Annotated in this window: 20 protein-coding genes; 15 read left to right on the top strand and 5 right to left on the bottom strand. The window is 46.0% G+C overall.

Going from position 1 to position 17,105, the window contains the following annotated elements; genetic code table 11:
* Nucleotides 1-253 precede the first annotated feature (253 nt).
* Nucleotides 254-577, top strand: a complete 324-nt coding sequence (locus QUB16_RS05060) for a DUF1825 family protein (RefSeq protein ID WP_190661255.1) — start codon at nucleotides 254-256, stop codon at nucleotides 575-577.
* 760 nt (nucleotides 578-1,337) lie between these two features.
* Here QUB16_RS05060 and QUB16_RS05055 read toward each other — a convergent pair.
* Nucleotides 1,338-3,257 carry a transglycosylase domain-containing protein gene (locus QUB16_RS05055; RefSeq protein WP_333314461.1) on the bottom strand — a complete coding sequence of 640 codons (1,920 nt, stop codon included), beginning with the start codon at nucleotides 3,255-3,257 and terminating at the stop codon, nucleotides 1,338-1,340.
* Nucleotides 3,258-3,564: 307 nt separating this feature from the next.
* Here QUB16_RS05055 and tyrS point away from each other — a divergent pair, with 307 nt between their 5' ends.
* From tyrS to QUB16_RS05040, 3 genes are all read left to right on the top strand, one after another.
* Nucleotides 3,565-4,797 carry a tyrosine--tRNA ligase gene (tyrS, locus tag QUB16_RS05050; RefSeq protein WP_333314595.1) on the top strand — a complete coding sequence of 411 codons (1,233 nt, stop codon included), beginning with the start codon at nucleotides 3,565-3,567 and terminating at the stop codon, nucleotides 4,795-4,797.
* A 112-nt stretch (nucleotides 4,798-4,909) separates the two neighbouring features.
* Nucleotides 4,910-5,620 (top strand): orotidine-5'-phosphate decarboxylase, encoded by a 711-nt coding sequence (gene pyrF / locus QUB16_RS05045; RefSeq protein WP_333314460.1) that lies wholly within the window; start codon nucleotides 4,910-4,912, stop codon nucleotides 5,618-5,620.
* Between the two features lie 37 nt (nucleotides 5,621-5,657).
* A complete protein-coding gene (locus QUB16_RS05040; RefSeq protein WP_333314459.1) occupies nucleotides 5,658-6,254 on the top strand; it encodes a hypothetical protein in 597 nt (198 codons plus the stop codon).
* 375 nt (nucleotides 6,255-6,629) lie between these two features.
* On the opposite strand, the gene QUB16_RS05035 is transcribed toward QUB16_RS05040, so the two are convergent.
* Nucleotides 6,630-7,316 carry a uracil-DNA glycosylase gene (locus QUB16_RS05035; protein WP_333309059.1) on the bottom strand — a complete coding sequence of 229 codons (687 nt, stop codon included), beginning with the start codon at nucleotides 7,314-7,316 and terminating at the stop codon, nucleotides 6,630-6,632.
* Nucleotides 7,317-7,485: 169 nt separating this feature from the next.
* Here QUB16_RS05035 and QUB16_RS05030 point away from each other — a divergent pair, with 169 nt between their 5' ends.
* Both QUB16_RS05030 and QUB16_RS05025 read left to right on the top strand, forming a co-directional pair.
* Nucleotides 7,486-8,157 (top strand): phosphoribosyltransferase family protein, encoded by a 672-nt coding sequence (locus QUB16_RS05030; RefSeq protein ID WP_333314457.1) that lies wholly within the window; start codon nucleotides 7,486-7,488, stop codon nucleotides 8,155-8,157.
* A 63-nt stretch (nucleotides 8,158-8,220) separates the two neighbouring features.
* Nucleotides 8,221-8,490 (top strand): hypothetical protein, encoded by a 270-nt coding sequence (locus QUB16_RS05025; RefSeq protein ID WP_445251099.1) that lies wholly within the window; start codon nucleotides 8,221-8,223, stop codon nucleotides 8,488-8,490.
* Between the two features lie 177 nt (nucleotides 8,491-8,667).
* Here QUB16_RS05025 and QUB16_RS05020 read toward each other — a convergent pair whose 3' ends face one another.
* Nucleotides 8,668-9,051: a VOC family protein gene (locus QUB16_RS05020; protein ID WP_333314455.1), complete on the bottom strand. Its 384-nt coding sequence runs from the start codon at nucleotides 9,049-9,051 to the stop codon at nucleotides 8,668-8,670.
* 153 nt (nucleotides 9,052-9,204) lie between these two features.
* On the opposite strand from QUB16_RS05020, the gene QUB16_RS05015 reads away from it, so the two are divergent.
* Nucleotides 9,205-9,678: a hypothetical protein gene (locus QUB16_RS05015; protein WP_333314453.1), complete on the top strand. Its 474-nt coding sequence runs from the start codon at nucleotides 9,205-9,207 to the stop codon at nucleotides 9,676-9,678.
* Between the two features lie 153 nt (nucleotides 9,679-9,831).
* Nucleotides 9,832-10,584: a HEAT repeat domain-containing protein gene (locus QUB16_RS05010; RefSeq protein WP_445251098.1), complete on the top strand. Its 753-nt coding sequence runs from the start codon at nucleotides 9,832-9,834 to the stop codon at nucleotides 10,582-10,584.
* A 37-nt stretch (nucleotides 10,585-10,621) separates the two neighbouring features.
* Here QUB16_RS05010 and QUB16_RS05005 read toward each other — a convergent pair whose 3' ends face one another.
* The gene (locus QUB16_RS05005) at nucleotides 10,622-11,242 is read right to left on the bottom strand and encodes a histidine phosphatase family protein (RefSeq protein WP_333314451.1); all 621 of its coding nucleotides are present in this window, start codon (nucleotides 11,240-11,242) and stop codon (nucleotides 10,622-10,624) included.
* Between the two features lie 55 nt (nucleotides 11,243-11,297).
* On the opposite strand from QUB16_RS05005, the gene QUB16_RS05000 reads away from it, so the two are divergent.
* Nucleotides 11,298-11,765, top strand: a complete 468-nt coding sequence (locus QUB16_RS05000) for a hypothetical protein (RefSeq protein ID WP_333314450.1) — start codon at nucleotides 11,298-11,300, stop codon at nucleotides 11,763-11,765.
* 148 nt (nucleotides 11,766-11,913) lie between these two features.
* Here QUB16_RS05000 and QUB16_RS04995 read toward each other — a convergent pair whose 3' ends face one another.
* Nucleotides 11,914-12,240, bottom strand: coding sequence for a hypothetical protein (locus tag QUB16_RS04995; RefSeq protein ID WP_333314449.1), 327 nt, complete (start codon nucleotides 12,238-12,240; stop codon nucleotides 11,914-11,916).
* Nucleotides 12,241-12,394: 154 nt separating this feature from the next.
* Here QUB16_RS04995 and QUB16_RS04990 point away from each other — a divergent pair, with 154 nt between their 5' ends.
* From QUB16_RS04990 to QUB16_RS04965, 6 genes are all read left to right on the top strand, one after another.
* On the top strand, nucleotides 12,395-12,673 hold the full coding sequence (locus QUB16_RS04990; RefSeq protein ID WP_333314447.1) for a hypothetical protein: 279 nt from the start codon (nucleotides 12,395-12,397) through the stop codon (nucleotides 12,671-12,673).
* A 38-nt stretch (nucleotides 12,674-12,711) separates the two neighbouring features.
* Nucleotides 12,712-12,993, top strand: a complete 282-nt coding sequence (locus QUB16_RS04985) for a hypothetical protein (protein ID WP_190740781.1) — start codon at nucleotides 12,712-12,714, stop codon at nucleotides 12,991-12,993.
* Between the two features lie 218 nt (nucleotides 12,994-13,211).
* Nucleotides 13,212-14,039, top strand: coding sequence for a PHP domain-containing protein (locus QUB16_RS04980; RefSeq protein WP_333314445.1), 828 nt, complete (start codon nucleotides 13,212-13,214; stop codon nucleotides 14,037-14,039).
* Between the two features lie 439 nt (nucleotides 14,040-14,478).
* Nucleotides 14,479-14,688, top strand: a complete 210-nt coding sequence (locus QUB16_RS04975) for a CsbD family protein (protein ID WP_333314444.1) — start codon at nucleotides 14,479-14,481, stop codon at nucleotides 14,686-14,688.
* A 158-nt stretch (nucleotides 14,689-14,846) separates the two neighbouring features.
* Nucleotides 14,847-15,566, top strand: a complete 720-nt coding sequence (locus QUB16_RS04970; protein ID WP_333314442.1) for a hypothetical protein — start codon at nucleotides 14,847-14,849, stop codon at nucleotides 15,564-15,566.
* Nucleotides 15,567-15,774: 208 nt separating this feature from the next.
* A complete protein-coding gene (locus QUB16_RS04965) occupies nucleotides 15,775-17,049 on the top strand; it encodes a hypothetical protein (protein WP_333314440.1) in 1,275 nt (424 codons plus the stop codon).
* Nucleotides 17,050-17,105: the final 56 nt, after the last annotated feature.

Raw genomic sequence — 17,105 nt, 5'->3', positions numbered from 1 at the left:
GCCCTGTTTGGCCGATGCCCTGTTTGGCCGATGCCCTGTTTGGCCGATGCCCTGTTTGGCCGATGCCCTGTTTGGCCGATGCCCTGTTTGGCCCATGCCCCATTCCCATGCCTTATGCTGTACGGAAATTTCTACTTATTCTTGCGCCTTAAGGGGTAGGGACTTCCTCCGGCAACTGATAAAATAGTAGAAAAAGCAGCGGGATTTCTCGCCTAGATCAAAATTAGTAGAATATTAAAAAATTAGGAAAGCTATGGGATTTTTTGATTCAGAAATTGTTCAGCAAGAAGCCAAGCTGTTGTTTGAAGACTATCAATCTCTCATCAAACTAGGTGGCAATTACGGCAAATTCGATCGCGAAGGCAAGAAAATGTTCATCGCTCAGATGGAATCGATGATGGAACGCTACCGTATTTTTATGAAGCGCTTTGAGCTGTCTGAGGACTTCATGGCTCAGATGACTGTAGAGCAGTTAAAAACACAGCTCAATCAATTTGGGATCACGCCCCAGCAGATGTTCGATCAAATGAACTCAACGCTGGAGCGGATGAAATCTGAGCTGGAAAAACAATCCTAGTGAGCAGAAGGAAGAAGGAAGGCACAACACGGATTTTGACACGGATACACGGATTAATTATCGAGTGTGAGCCAGAAGCCAGAAGTCAATCGATTTTAGATTTTAGATTTTAGATTAAAGAATTGAAGCATTGACCCCACGCATAAATTCGGGGGGCAAGTTTCATCTGATACAGGTTTTTTATTTCACCGGTCCTGAGTCTGCTTTCGGAATGAATCACGTGGCGGGTATCCTGGATTCTTTCGGTCAGAGGAGAAATAATGGGTAATTTTGACACTCCCCACGGCCCAAGCCTGGGGATTCTCCAAGCTAAACTTGGAAGGGACAGGCAAAAGTCCCCCTAGACGCTCAAAACAATACCCGTATCAAAGATATTGCAATTGCGCTTACTTTTAGAGTTTTTCTTACTTTCAGAGTCCATCGCACGAGCCAGATAGGTACGCTCCTCACCCTGCCATTATTCGCCCTTTAAGTATTCCGCATCAAAGGCGGATGTCTCCGTTGCCGGGATTTCTCCGCACGCTTGATGATTCTTCGCGTAGATGGTTATTCTTACTTGCTGTTTGAATTATATCAAACACGCTCAGGCGGTTGAAACCGCTACCGACTTATCCCCGTGTCTAAAGCCAGGGGCCCGGCGGGCTCGTTCTTCGGTCAACTGCCAACTGTCAACTGCCAACTGTCAATTGTCAACTGTCAAACACCAACTGCTAACTGCCAACCGTCAACTGACAACTGACAACTGACAACTGACTGATAATTAAGGCCGCTCAAAAGATGAAGCAGGTTTGAAACTTTCTGCGGGAACGCCTTCCAAAGCTTGGCTCATAAAATCGCGCCAAACAGGGGCGACAATCCCACCGCCAGTAGCACCGTAGCTCATCGGTCTATAATTGTCGTTGCCCATCCAAACAGCCACCGACAACTGCGGCACGTAACCCACAAACCAGATATCCCGTTCTGAGGAAGTTGTACCAGTTTTCCCAGCAGCCGGCCGGCCAATTTGAGCAGCCCTTGCCGTTCCGCTGGTAATTACCCCTTGCAGGGCGCTGTTGACAGATGCCGCCGCCCAGGAATTGAGAACTAATTTGGGTTTGGGCGTATTGTCGAGCAAGACATTGCCGCTGCTGTCAGTGACTTGCACGATAAACGTGGTGTCAGAATGCCAGCCGTTGTTGGCGAAGGTAGCAAAAGATCCGGCCATTTCTAAAGGAGTGAGGTCAACGGCACCCAAGGGCAAAGAAATCACTGGTTCCATCGGACTTCTGATGCCGAGTACGCGGCAAATCTCAATCACTTTATTCAATCCGACTTCTTGGCCAAGCTTGACGGCGGGAATGTTGAGAGATACTTCCAAAGCTCTGCGGATGCTGACTGCACCGGAGAAGCCGCCACCATAGTTTTGAGGGTAGTAGTAGCCGTCGCCGTCGCGGTAGCCGACAGGGGAGTCGTAGACAACTGAATCCGGGCCGTATTTGCCGCTAGCAAAGGCAGCGTAGTAGATAAAAGGTTTAAAAGCAGATCCGGGCTGGCGACGTGCTTGAATGGCGCGGTTGAACTGACTCTTTTCGTAATCGACGCCGCCCACCATTGCTTTGACGAAGTGGGTGCGGGGATCTACGGCTGCTAGGGCAATTTGACCTTCCTCGCGATCGTAAAACAGCCCTTGGTAGTAAAGCCGATCGTGCCACGCTTTGACGGTTTCTTCGGCTATGCGCTGCATTTTGAGGTCGATCGTGGTTTGAACGCGCATTCCTCCCTTAACCACGGCATCTCGCCCGAAACGCCTCGTCAGTTCCTGGACTACGGCTTGTGTTACGTAAGGAACTTGAGATCCCCCAAAAGAGGTAATTTTGCCTAGCTTAATTTTTTCCTGGCGGGCAGCAGTCTCTTGGGCCGGCGTAATCCATTTAAGATCCTTCATGCGGCCTAAAACGAGGGCTTGCCGCTCTTTTGCCAACTTGTAATTGACGAAAGGACTGTATTCTTCGGGGGCAGAAATTAAGCCGGCCAGCATCGCTGCTTCTGCAAGAGTCAAATTACTTGCTGATTTGTTGAAATAGCTTCGAGAGGCTGTCTCTACGCCGTACAAGTTGTGACCTAAGTAGATTTGATTCAGGTATAGTTGCAGAATTTGGTCTTTGTTGAGAATTTGCTCTAAGCGGATAGACATTACCGCTTCAGCTACCTTGCGACTAAATTTTGACTGGGGAGAAAGAAACAGGTTCTTGACTAGCTGCATAGTCATAGTCGAGCCGCCTTCAACGGTTCTACCTTTCTCTAGGTTGACTATGAGAGCTCTGGCTATCCCGCCAGGGTTGATGCCTTTGTGGGTGAAAAAGTTGCTATCTTCGATCGCCAGAACAGCTCGTTTCAGGTTCGGGGAGATTTGGTTAAGGGGTACGACATCCCGGTTGGCTTCGTCGTGGATGCTGGCTAGCGGCTTGCCGTTGATGTCGTAAATGTGGGTAGTTTCTGTGGGAGAGTAGGTTTGCAAGATCCGAACATCTGGCAAATTGCGGAAGCTGATCGCTAAGCCAACCAGTCCACCAGCGACTACGGAACTGGCAAGCATTGTCATGCTGAGTATGGTTCCGGCGGTCACTTTACTGACTGACTGAACAAACTCGAATACGGGGGCTGAGTTTTCCGTGTTATTGCGGACTGCGTTGGTTGACACGTGGATTTCACTTCCTCACTCGATTTGGGGTTTAAGACTTTTAATTTTAGATGCGAACCCTAGAGACTGTCAGTCGATTTTAGATTTTAGATTTTAGATTTGAGATTTATTCCACAGATGAATCTGGGAGTTTGAACAAGAGTCTAAAATTTGGGGATCTCCACGACTGTTGTCGGGGGCTGGTATCCGTTTTTGGGCGGGGTCAGCTAATGAAAGCCGGTCAGCTTTGGGATTATAGTAGCTTGATAGTTATGTTTTTATGCGTCAACCAGTGAGTGTAACTAATTCTGCTGCACTTTGGCAAAATATGATGGACGATCGCTCCCCGATGATAACTTCTAACCTTTCAGCGCTTTACCGCGGCGTCAGCGAGATTTTTCCAGATCGACCTGATTCTAGCAACTCTGACGAAAATTTAGCCCAACTGCTGGCCAAAGTCGATCGACCCTTGCGCGTCAAACTGGGAATTGACCCGACAGGCAGTGACATTCACTTGGGACACAGCATTTGCGTCCGCAAGCTGCGGGCTTTTCAAGATGCCGGTCACACAGCCGTACTGCTGATCGGAGATTTTACCGCAAGAATTGGCGATCCGACAGGCAAATCCGAGATGCGCCCCCAGTTGACAGCCGAACAAGTGGCGGAAAATGCCAAGACTTATTTAGACCAAGTGCGTCCGATTCTAGATTTTGACACGCCCGGACGTTTGGAAATTCGCTATAACTCCGAGTGGTTGTCAAAATTGGACTTGGCGAAGATTTTGGAACTGCTGAAGACGATGACGGTGCAGCAGATGCTCGCTAAAGAGGGATTTGACAACAGGATGCAGCAGGAGAATGCGATTTATCTGCATGAGTTTCTGTATCCACTAATGCAGGGTTACGATTCGGTGGCTTTGGAAGCGGATGTTGAGTTGGGGGGAACTGACCAAAAGTTTAATCTTGCGGTGGGGAGAGATTTGCAGCGACATTTTGGGATGAAACCGCAGTTTGGTTTGCTGATGCCGATTTTGATCGGGACTGACGGGGTGCAGAAGATGTCGAAGTCTTTGAATAATTATGTGGGTTTGTCGGAAGACCCGCTGACTATGTATTCTAAGTTGGAGAAAATTGCTGATAGTTCGATCGCCCAATATTTTGAACTATTGACAGATTTGCCACTTGATGAATTGCCAGAAAATCCGCGAGAAAAACAGAAACTTTTGGCTTTGGATGTGGTGCGCCAGTATCGGGGGAAGGAAGCGGCGGAACGCGCACAACAAGATGCAATTGCGCTGGTTAAAGGTGCTGCGGGACAAGCTGATGCTGTGGCGGAGTTTTCTTTGGCAAGTGTGCAGTTTCCGGCTAAGTTGTTTTATATTCTGAGTGCTAGCGGGCTTTGTAAAAGCAGCGGTGATGCGCGGAAGTTGATGCAGGGCGGTGGGGTGAAGTTGGAGGGCGATAAAGTTTCTGATGTTAATCTTACTTTTGAATCACCGGCTGAATTGGAAGGTAAGGTTTTGCAAGTCGGGAAAAATAAGTTTGTTCGATTGGTGTCTTGAATAGACATCTCCAATAATTATTGTGGAACAGGCATCTTGCCTGTTCAAAGCAGGCAATTATTGCCATGACTAATCTATTTTTTTAACCGCAGATGAAGGCTGATGAACGCTGATGAAAGCTGATAATCGAATTATTGTTGCTTTGGATGTTTCGAGTCAAGAAGAGGCGATCGCACTCCTCGACAAATTGCCTGATGTATCTTTCTGGAAAGTCGGTTTAGAGCTATTCGTTAGCTGTGGCCCGGCAATTATTGCGATTCTGAAACAGCGGGAAAAGCGGATTTTTCTAGATTTGAAGTTTCACGATATCCCGAATACTGTGGCTGGTGCTTGTCGTGCTGCAGCTAAGTATAATGTGGATTTATTGACGATCCATTCTACTTGTGGTAAAGATGCTTTGAAAGCGGCACAGTTGGCTTTGACTGAAGGGGCCGCAGCTGTGGATAAACCGAGTCCTAAGTTGATTGCAATTACTCTATTGACGAGTTTGAATTCCCGACAGTTGGCTTTTGAGTTGAAAATACCTTTGGAGTTGCCCGAATTTGCTTTGCACATGGCATTGTTGGCTAAGGAAACTGGTTTAGCTGGTGCTGTTTGTTCTCCGCAAGAAGTGGAACAGTTAAGAATGAGTTGCGGGGATGATTTTGTGTTAGTGTGTCCCGGTGTGCGTCCTTCATGGGCAGATGGAGGCGATCAAAAACGATCGATGACTCCGAAGGCGGCTTTGAAAGCTGGTGCCGATTATCTGGTGATTGGGCGGCCGATTACTGCTGCGTCCGATCCAGTGGCGGCTTTTGCGCGTATTTGTGAAGAGTTGGGATAAAAATAGGAATGTGTTTTTTAACCGCAGATGAACGCCGATGAACGCCGATAGAATTTTATCTGCGTTCATCTGTGTGTATCTGCTGATATCTGCGGTTGCAACTCCGACTTGGGCAGTTAATTTTGTGACAAATCATGCTAACAGTATCAATGCAAGTCGGTATGGTTTGTTAGCCCGATCGCCCTGTCCGGCTGATTTAGAAACTTTGGTCGATCGCCTGTTGCAAGATTTGCCGAGTTATGCTAATCGCGTAATTGTGCGATCGCACTTTTCTCCTAACACTAACACACCGCCCGGTTACGCGCTGCCTCAAATAATTTTAGCGGGCCGCCCGGAGTTTGAACCGTTACCTTTAAATTTTGAAGATGCGCTTCCTGAAAATGCCAGTCAAGTTTTTATTACTACTTTGGAACGGCAGTATCGCGGGGGAGAACGAGTCGAAATTCAGCAATATCATTGGTTGTTTTTAACTAAAACGGAAAACGGTTGGGAATTGGCAAAACTTGTTTCTCGGTTTGGTAATGCGGCTGATATTCGTCCTTTATTAAGTCAAGATAGTGAAAGCGAAATTGCTGAGGCTATTCGTTTGTGGTTGCGCGATTGTCAGGCAAAAAATAAGTTGTCTCGCAACTAAATTGTATTTTTTGGGAGGGCGAGACGCCCAACCCCTACTCCCCACATGAAATAATTGTGATTGTGGAACAGGCATCTTGCCTGTTCCTGACAGAAAATAATTTTATTGTGGAACAGGCATCTTGCGCGCAGGCGAGACGCCCAACCCCTAATCCCCACATGAAATAATTTTTATTGTGGAACAGGCATCTTGCCTGTTCCTGAGAGAAAATAATTTTATTGTGGAACAGGCATCTTGCCTGTTCCTGACAGAGGTATCAGAAAATCCACGAATTTTCGGTTGAGCTATTTACCGTGGGGGGGGTTTACGAGATTATCTGTTTTAGGCAATTATTGTTCGTGAAACCCGCCCATACAAAGCACAAACAAAAAAATATTATAATTGCTCTTTGAATTCATCCAGTTTAGCCTTGATAGCCTGCATATCTTGCCACATATACCATTTCGGAGTCTCCGGTTCACGGGAGGGATTTCGCAACAAGTACGACGGGTGAAAAATTGGCATACACAAACGATTTTCCCATTCAATCCATTGACCTCGGATTTTACTAATGGGTCGCTTGTCGCTTAGCAAACCTTTGAGGGCGGTTGCACCAGTTAATAAAATAATTTTGGGGTCTAAGATGCGGATTTGTTCGAGCAAGTATGGTTTGCAAGCTTCGATTTCTTTGGCTGTCGGAGGGCGGTTGTTGGGAGGGCGACATTTGATGACGTTGGCAATGAATACGTCGGTTTCTGCACTCAATCCCACGGATTCTAAAATCTTATCTAACAGTTTGCCCGATCGCCCGACGAAGGGCAATCCGGTTTCATCTTCGTTTTGTCCGGGCGCTTCTCCCACAATCAAAATTGAGGCTTGAGGATTGCCGCGCCCGATGACGGCGTGAGTGCGGCTGTTGCCCAATTCGCAGCGGTAGCAGCGGTTGCAGTGCTCGCCGATTTGTTCCATATTTTGATAAGTGCCGGGAGGAATGGGAATTTTGGCATTTGCTGGTATTGAGTCTGTTTGGAAAGTGGCACTTTGATTGTTGTCAAAAAGGCTGAGTTGCAAGTCGCTGGACATAAATTTTACAATTAGGGAGATATTTTGGAGTCTAGAGTTTATAGTTTAGATCGGGTTTGGTGATTTGAGATTGGCTAGATGCTTGTGTGCGATGCTGTCGATTGCACTTTTCTCAAATTAACACTGGCACAATCTCCAATTGTTTGGTTGAGCTCGTACAGGCAAAAATATGTTCTCTAACCCGTTTTTTGACGATCGCGCCGATGCAGGCGAAAAACTGGCCGAGGCAGTTGTGGGCGAGCTCGGCAAGTTGGATTTAACCGCACAGGAGGCTGTTAAACCGATTGTTTACGCCTTGCCGCGCGGGGGTTTGCCCGTTGCTGTGCCGATTGCGCGCCGCTTGGGCTGTCCTTTGGATGTGGTTGTCGCTAAGAAAATTACTCGCCCAGATAATTTAGAATTGGCGATCGGGGCTGCAACTGCTGACGGTCATGTCCTCTGGGAAAAGCAAAAGCTGCAGAATTGGCGCTTGCAAAAATCAGCATTGCCGGTGGCTCAAAATAATGCTCAATCTCTGCTGGTAGATTTGTCTCCGGGACGCCCAAATATCAGCGCAGCGGGGGCTTTGGCGATTTTGGTAGATGACGGCATTGCTACAGGGATGACGATGGCTGTGGCGGCTAAGGCTTTGGAGTCGCAGCAACCGCTGGCTTTGTGGATTTGCGCGCCTGTCGCCCCGGCAGATTTGATGGGATTTTTGGCCCAGATGGGCGATAAGTTGATCGTCCTGAAGACTCCTCAACCTTTTTACAGTGTCAGCCGCTTTTACGGGCAATTTCCGCAGGTTGAGACGGCGGAGGCTTTAAGGTGTTTGCAGCAACAAACTGAATGGCGATCGTAGGTTAAGCTAGAAGGCTAAATCTAAAAGCTCGATCGCTAAAACATGAGACCTTGGCAATATTGGTTGGACACTTTGATTCTGTCTACTCAGCACAATCCGCCTCGCTTTGTTGAGTTGGTGATGTTGACTTTGGCGATGATGTTGCTGGGGCTGTGGAGTGTAACATTGCAGTGGCAGTATTTAACGCTGTCTTTGAGTTATATAATTGGTTCGTCTTTTTCAATTTTGGTGCGGGAATCCATCGGGCCGCGGCCTCAATTTCAGCTAACTCATCTGACAGCCTTGCTGTTATTAATTATCAGTTTTTATAGTTTTGCTGAACTGATTAGATAGTTAAGGCCGTTTTGATTTGTAGATGCGGGTTTGACAATGTGATTGCGAAGGTGGTCAAGCAATTGCATAACTTATATAGCAATCCTCAGCGGGTTGTGAACTAGATGTTTTTTTGAACGAACCGCGAAGACGCTAAGAAAGAGAAGAGTATATCGAGAGTTCACCAATAATTAGCCCTCATCCTACATTCTCATGGGATTGATGTAAAATTATGCGGTTGCCGGCAGGATCGAAGGCATAGATTTCTAGACCGTGAGAAGCTTTGATAATTTCTCCTGCGGGCGGATATCCTAAAGCCCAAATTCGGGCGATCGCAGTTTCGATATCGCTGACTTCCAGACACAAACTCATGCCTGTTTTTGCTCGATTTGCAAATTCCGATTTGTGGGAATCTTTGGGTTTGAATATGCCGAGTCTTAAGCCGGGGAGTTGAAATTCAGCATAAGTATTGGGAATGTAAGGGTTTGGTTCTCTGTCGAGAAATTTTGTGTAAAATTTAACGAGAACTTCTTTATCAAGGTCGGCTAAAGTCACTATGGCGGCGCTGTATTGAAAACTCATATAAATTGGTAATGGGGGATTACTAAGGGAGAATTGGTAATATTATACAACATTCACTGCGATATCAAAACTTCGGAGATAAAAGGGAGTGACTGTGCAAGTCTTGGTATAATCAATTGCTCGCCCTGCAATCCCTTTACTATTCAAAGTGAGATGAATCCAAAAGGAAATCAAGAGAACCAGAATCTTAGAAGACTCAGAGTCACTGCAACAACCCCAGATTCTAGGTTGATTGAGAATCGAGAATCTAGATTTCCGCGTGCAGTTGCTATGGCGATAGATGAGGCTCAAGAGGTTATGAACGATCTCTATCGGGAAGAGGCAGAGTACGGAGATGGAAGTTGTGCTTTTATGGTGATGAAGGAACAATTTGAAGGTGGAGTGGAAAACCCGCCAATGTCCCTAAAAAAAGGCACTTTCCACGATACAAAGTGCCGTCAATATATTTTATCATTACAAAGAAAACTGCCCATTTTGCCTTCTGATCCTAAGGAGCCTAAAGAAAAGATTGCTAGAGAAATTAAAAAAATGGAAGAGGCGCTACAATGGGCTGAAGACTACCGCAACGGCAACGATCCGGTGATTCCCCGATGGGCAAACTCTTGGAAAGATCAGTTAGGAAAATAATCAATGGATATTATTAAGCTAAAGAACACTTACAAAACACCGTATCAGGGCAGGAACTGGCGGGATACAAAGCATGAGCTTCCTATCAAGCCAAAGGACACTCTGAGTTTCTGTGACTTAAGAAATTGCAGTCTAGAAGGACTCGACTTATCAATGGTAGAGTTCTTTGGTTGCCGTCTGAATGGTACCTTATTTAAAGGTGCAAAGTTGGATAAAGCGCGATTTATTGGCTGTTTTTCTTCGGATGATTATCCGCCAACAGATTTTAGTCGTGTTAGTGGCCATGCGTCTGTAGTACATTCTCACCTTCACTACAAAGGCGAATTTATGGGAGATTCTGTTTATATTGACGATAATTTTTGGATGGGAGACAGTCTAAAGTCCAAGTGGCCTGATGTTGTGGCTGCTGCTGCTACCAAAACACTTTCCGATCGCAATGATGTCAGATATAATGCTGCGACCAAATTAGGAGATTTAGATAATCCTGTTGTTGCTCCCATACTGGCTTGTCTCCTCGCTGACGATGAGTGGGATGTGCGATCGATTGCCCTCGAAACATTAGGAAATCTAAGGCATCAGGAATTCCCGCAGGGTGACAATATTTTATTGCAGTGGATGTTTTTACGTCTCGGAGATCGACATTCGATTGTACGGCAGACAGCGAGAAACCTTGTTGAGATTCTATCACCACCAAACCATGTATTGTTTGCTTCTATTAACCGGATGAAGTCGTCGGAGTCTGAGGAAAGAATGGCGGGCGTACTTGCTGCTATTGAGTTGTGCAGGCTAGAGGAACAATATTCGAGTTTGCTGGAACCCAAAATTATTGAGAGTCTCTTGTCGGATGAAGCACCTGATGTTCGGCAAGAATGTTCCTATCTTCTAGAAATTTTAGAGGATTGTTAGAAACTTTAACCGCAATCTGCTGTAAATTTTTACCTCCTTAAAATCCTCCAATTCGTCCGACTATTTGGATTTTACCTTGTGGAGATCCTTTGAGAATCACAGCTTCGCCACTTTGCGGTACAATATCAGTGATCGCGGTAATATTTACTTGATGAGTTACCATAATAATTGCGCCTTTAGTGTTGCGGTTATCCACAATTAATTTGCGAATTGTCGCTGTTTGTCTGGCTTCTTTGCTGCTGTCGCTAAAGAACGAGTTCAACGCTGGTAACGGTTCGACTTTGCCTAAATTTATCAGTTTTGCTGTTTCCAAACACCTACACCACTGACTCGATAAAACTCTGGCAACTTTGATGTTGCGGTTGCGAAATTCGGCTCCAATTTGCTTGGCTTGGGTTTGTCCCTGTGCTGATAAATTGCGCTGGGTGGAACAGTCGCCCAACTTAAAGTTAGCAGGATCTCCCGTACCTGGGGCGATCGCGTGTCGCATTGCTACCACCAACCCCGTCTCCCCCCGCTGCAACAATTGCCACCCTGCTTGAGTTTGCGCGTTGGTTGCGGCGTCAGAACTTGCAGTTGCAGTAATTAAGCCGATCGACAATACTAAAGCTAGCGATCCGAAAAACCATTTCCAGTGGAGGTAAATCCGCGCAGCCATTGGTGCAGAAGTTAGGAATTAACTTATCATATTATAATACAACAAATATTGCTCTATGGAACTCACCAATTTTATTGCTCTGTCTGTCATTATTGCCCTCGTGCTGGGGATTGGGTTGGGAACAATGACTTGGGCTTACTTCGGCAAGGGCAGCATTTCTGTACTTTTTAAAGAACCAATTTTAACTTACCCAGAATTCCCAGATACCGACAGCGGCAGTAAAGCTTCCGTTTATTTTCAACAAGGAATTGAAGCTTATCAGTCGGGAAAGTACCGCAAAGCCAAAGATAAATTTACCAGCGCTTTAGAACAAGTTTCAACTTTGGCAGAAGCTTACCACAATCGCGCCTTGGCTTTTGCAAATTTGCGATCGGATGACGAGGCTGTTGCAGATTTGATCCGTGCCAGCGAATTATACCAACAGCAGGAGGCTGGATTGGCGATCGACACAATTAAACAAAATCTTGCCGCCTTGAAGCAGCGCAAATTAGAACGAGAAAAACAAAAAGCAGTAGCGACCTAAATAATTATATTCGGCCCGTGGAACTCTACCCACACCTAGAGTTTTGGTCTGAAAAACCCGGTTTCTTTAATGTGGTTGGGAGAAACCGGGTTTGTTAACAGAATTTTTATGATAGTTGAAAATCAAGATTTAACCTTCTCCCGCTCAACTAAATTTTTCGGGCATCTTCTATTTTGTCGATTTGAGAAATCATCATTTCTCGGCTAGGTGCCACAACTCGATAATTAGTAATTGGATCGTAAGCTTCCCACTCTTGAGTCACTTCGCTGTCTTGCCACAAAAACCATTCCCGGTAAATTTCGCCGTCATCAATGTCGCCGCACAAGGGAAGCCAATCATCTCCTCCCAAGCTCTCAAAATCTCCTCCTACTAAGTCAATCCAAGCTGCAAGGATACAAGAGTCACTAGCATTATTATTAACAGCAACGGTGTTAGATTCAATAGAAGTTTCTGGAAAACAAAGTGTGGATTTCATAAGCTGTACCTGAATGTTATGTTATTAATTTATAAAAAAATCCTCTACGGCAGTGACAGCAGAATGCCGCTATCTCAACCTCCACAGTTCCCACCTCGAAAAACCTTGACACCCAAAGCGCTCAAATGCCTCTGCTGTAAGACTTGAGACCGCTTTGAGTCAAGTCGCTACAGAGGCTAAATTGAGCCACTTTGCCAACTGGCATACAAGAAAGCCCGATCGACCAAATATTGCTGGCGAAGGAGCTCGCGCATTAAGGAGCAAAGACAGCGCGACTGCCAATTGTATACTGGGTAAGTTGGCGAGTTTCAGTACAGTTTTTGTGGTAAAATTAGCAGTAACCGGACTTTCGTACCGACAGCCTGGTCTTGTCAAAAGCTTTCCAACGAGCTTTCCAATCGTGGTGCGATCGCCAGTTTTGATTTATTGTTAATTTTGCCAAGTCCCGATCGACTGTTAGGGAAAAAAATTATGCAAGCAACCAACCAAGAAGGAATTATCAATCTGACAATCCACTATACCAACGGCAAACAGCAACACTTCCAGTTCATTGCGCCAGAGGGAACAGTAGGAGAGCAAGCAACTTTAGGCACTCGCCTGCACAAAATGTTGACAGCAGACCCGGTAATTCTCGAATTGGCAGATAAACTGGTAGTTATCCCAGTTCACAACATACAAAGTATTGAAATATCGCCGGTTCCTCCCAAATTGCCAGAGGGTGTCCTTTACCCAATGCGAGAAATTAAGAAATAGCTAAGGTATTCTGAATCTAAATTCTACTGAAAAGGCGGGCAAGATGCCCACCCCACGCAAGCTTTTAATAAACAGAAATGTCCCAATTAAAGGCGCGACAACTTATTACAGCTAACAGATAGAAATTACCCAAACACTTGTCGAGCGCAGGGACGATAGATGTGGCGTGAGTGAGGGGAATAATTGCAGATTTCGCAGACTTTAACTTACCAAAAAAAATGCTAGAACTCCACTGTCACACTACTTATTCCGACGGCACTCTCACCCCTGCCGAACTCGTAGCCGCGGCCGCGTCTTCGGGGGTTCGCGCCTTGGCCGTCACGGATCACGATACGATGTCGGGTTGGGATGAAGCCTTCGCCGCTGCTGCTTTGCACGGTATCGAAATAGTCCCCGGACTCGAACTCAGCACCGTTCACAACGGCCGATCGCTGCACATTTTAGGTTTTTATCCCGATGCAAATAAGTTGCGCGTTCCTTTGAACGATCGCCTGGAAGGAAGGTTTCGCCGATCGCAGGAAATGGTCGAAAAATTAGCAGCAATGGGATACGCGATCGAACTGCCAAAAACATCCCCAGGAATGGCACCGGGACGGCCTCACATTGCCTCTGCACTTGTAAAAGCCGGTCACGCCAAATCATCGCGGGAAGCATTCGATCGCTGGCTGGGAGATGACGGCCCGGCTTATGTGCATTACGAGAAATTCTCGATCGTCGAAGGCATTGATTTACTGAAGAGTTGCGGCGCAGTACCAGTTTGGGCTCACCCTTATTTATTTCGCGGCGGCGCTGTTGAGGAAGTCTTACAAGAATTAGTAGATGCTGGTTTAATGGGAGTTGAAGTATACCATCCCACCCACAGTTCTAGCCAAATCCAAAAGTTGAAAGATTTGTGTCTTCATTACGGTTTGCTGGCAACTGGTGGCAGCGATTATCACGGCCCCGATCCTGAAAGGAAAGCAGCAGATAGCACCCAATTGAATATGCTGCATTTGCCGTTAGAATTACTGGAACCGATTAAAGTTGCGGCGGCGAGTTTGAAATAGTTGTTTAGGACGAATTTTGCACCATTTTCAAGAACGGGCAAGATGCCCGTTCCACAAAAGATAAATTTTCTTGTGGAACAGGCATCTTGCCTGTTCATAAAAGCCGTTCCACAAAAGATAAATTTTCTTGTGGAACAGGCATCTTGCCTGTTCATAAAAGCCGTTCCACAAAAGATAAATTTTCTTGTGGAACAGGCATCTTGCCTGTTCATAAAAGCCTAATTTAGAAGGGTGCAATATCTAAGTTATGACTAATTTTGCGGAGGTATACAGTTGTAAAAAAAAAATCCTTGAATTTTTGAGTGACGTGTTTGCCGGAAGTAAATCATCAGAATAAGACCGATGTCAAGCAGAATATAAATTAATATGAAGTTAAAGGCAATTGCAGGGGAGTTAATTTTACAATGTTACTATAGCAACTTGCCAAACGGAGCTTATTATGAGTACAGAAGACAGAGCGAAGGCGATCGGCAAAAATTTAGAAGGCAAAGCTCAGGAAATTTTCGGTAGTATCACGGGCAACAGAAAAGACCAGGTTGAAGGCAAAGCCAAACAAGCGGAAGCTGCCGCCCGCCACGCTGCAGAAGATGCTAAAAATGCGGTGAAAAATCTGGCAGATAAAGCCAAAAGGTCGATCGACAAATTGTAGAGACCGCCCTACCAAATCCTGGCGAATAGAATTCGCTTCCTATCAAATCCTGTGCTATCAATAGGATTTGATAGGTTTAATCTGATTTATTTTTGGAATTTGCAGAAAACTGGGTGACTCCTGCGACATCTCTTCAAAAGCGCACTGAAGAAGTCCCTATGATGATTGATTTTACAACAGAAACCGAGAAAGTTTGGTACAAGTCTCCTGCGATTGTAGCTGCTGTGGGTGCAAGCTCGATCGCCCTTGCAGCTTTCATTTACCCAGAACTCGCCACTCAACCCATCGTACACTACCGCGCTGACGATAACTCGTCCTCTGCCGAGCGCTACACCTTACAGCGACAAACCCACTGTCAACTCAGCAGCCAACATTACAAACCCGGAGATACCGCTGTTAGCATTCCGTTTGCCGATCGGGCCGTAGTCACCAAAACCATCTCCATTGCCAACAGTTTAACCCTAATGGGGGAATGTCAACACAATGGGCGATCGCTCACCAACAAACAACCCGGAACTTCTCTAGTTGCCTTGTTGGAACGCGGGAAAACTGCAATTGAAGAACAGCAGAAAACTAACAAACATCCGGGGGTATTCACCATTGTAGCAAATGATTTTGAGCCTCGTCAAGGGGAAAGAGGCATCGATTTTAGTCGAGTCAAAACCCTAGTTGAAGGCATCGAAAAACAGGGAGTAGTTATCTCTTTTATCGTGCCCCAAGGTCAATTATACGAAGACTTGAGTAAGCAATTGAGCGGCAAAGCGAGTATTTGTGTTTTAGACGAAGGCAAAGATGAAGATGCAGTTAGGCGATCGATGAGTCCTTGTATTGATGCAGCCTTTGCCAAAGCGCGAAAAATGACTGCGAAGTCAAATTAATTCGGTTCGTAGTAAGGAGTTCAGTCCTTCTTCTGAGGACTCAAGTCCTCACTACGAGCCAGAGATTTCCTGTGTCTACAACAACTACCAAAGCACTTCCGTTAAATCCGTTAAATCCGTTGCCGAACTTCCCTCTTTCAGAATTCTGCCTAAATCTTCAAACTGTAACGACACTATCTTATCAAGCTCAAAAATCGAGGTAAAACCAATGACTTCTACCAATCATAACCACAATTCGGCCGCCAGCATCGTAGCATGGCAATACCTACACCAAGAATTAACAGCCCTACTCCCAGAACAAATCAAATCCCAAATGAGTCAGCGGGAAAAACGATACGCAGAAGGAGAAAAAGCCAAAACACGAATTAACGACTTAACCCCTTTAGCAAAGCGCCACCCCAACCCGGAAACCAAGAAAATAGTCAATATTTTGGTAGGGTTAATCAGTGCGATTACCTTCAGTGCGGGAGCGCGAATATTGACTTCCGGCATGGGAAGTTTGAGCATTCCAGCAAGTTTGTTCATCGGCGGGGCTGCGGGGGTGGTGGCGGATAAAAAAGTGATGAAAGTCATGGAACATTCTCGCAAGAAAAACGGCACTCAGCAAGCATTGAAGGATATCCAAAAACAAAAACAAGCTCATCCCCCCAAAAATGAATTTGGCGCACTTTATTACGAAGCTCAAACCGCCTTAGTGCTACAAGTAGAAGGTCAATTTTTGGAGAAACTACCCTTCAGCGATGTCGGTTTAGCCGTAGGATTGAGCGGCACGGAGTATGCGATGTCTCTGGGGATTGTCATTGGGTTGGGATTGCCGGGGGGAATTGTCTTAAATGCGATCGCAGCTAGTTTGCCCGTGGTAATGTTATGGGGAGCCGCCTCCCTGCAAAATGATGCCTTTGAAATGCCGGGACACGCCCGCTCATTAATTGGGCAATACGAAGATAGTCTCCCTAAAGAAATCACCGAATTGGAGGCAAATCAGATTGCCGGAATAGACGAAGAAGTTGCTCTGAAACAGCGAGAACTCGCCTATGAGCAAGCCTTAAACCTGCGTCGCGAAAAATTTGTCAGCGAAGGCGATACCAGCGGGCGTTTGAAGAATTGGGACATGGTAGAAGCGGACTTTCAAATCGGCTGGTATTTGACCGAAAAGCATCAAATCGAAAAAGAGCAGGATGAGAAACGGGAACAGCGGTACTTTAAGTTTAAAGAGGATGTTGCTCAAGTTGCCGAACAGTATGAACCGCCCGCTGGTACTTATTCGCCGGAACAAGTGGCTCAGTTAAAAATTGAATGGATGCAAGCCCAAGAAGAACAATTGAAGGAAAGTTTCGCCCATGACATTCAGTGGTTGAATCACAAATACGGTAACAAAATCAAGCATTACGAGGAGGAAATCGCCGCCGCAGAACGACGGTATGCGGAAGCTGAATCTCGGTGGCGGGAAGAACGGTATTCTGAAAAAGTACGCGCGAATTAATTCCCATAGCGAGTACCGAAAGGGCTCCGGCGAATTCATCCCCTAGCTGATAGCGA

The organism is Microcoleus sp. D3_18a_C4 (assembly GCF_036702415.1).
Classification (GTDB): Bacteria; Cyanobacteriota; Cyanobacteriia; order Cyanobacteriales; family Microcoleaceae; genus Microcoleus.
The sequence above is the reverse complement of the archived record's forward strand: the minus strand, read 5'-3'. Positions and strand labels throughout refer to the sequence as shown.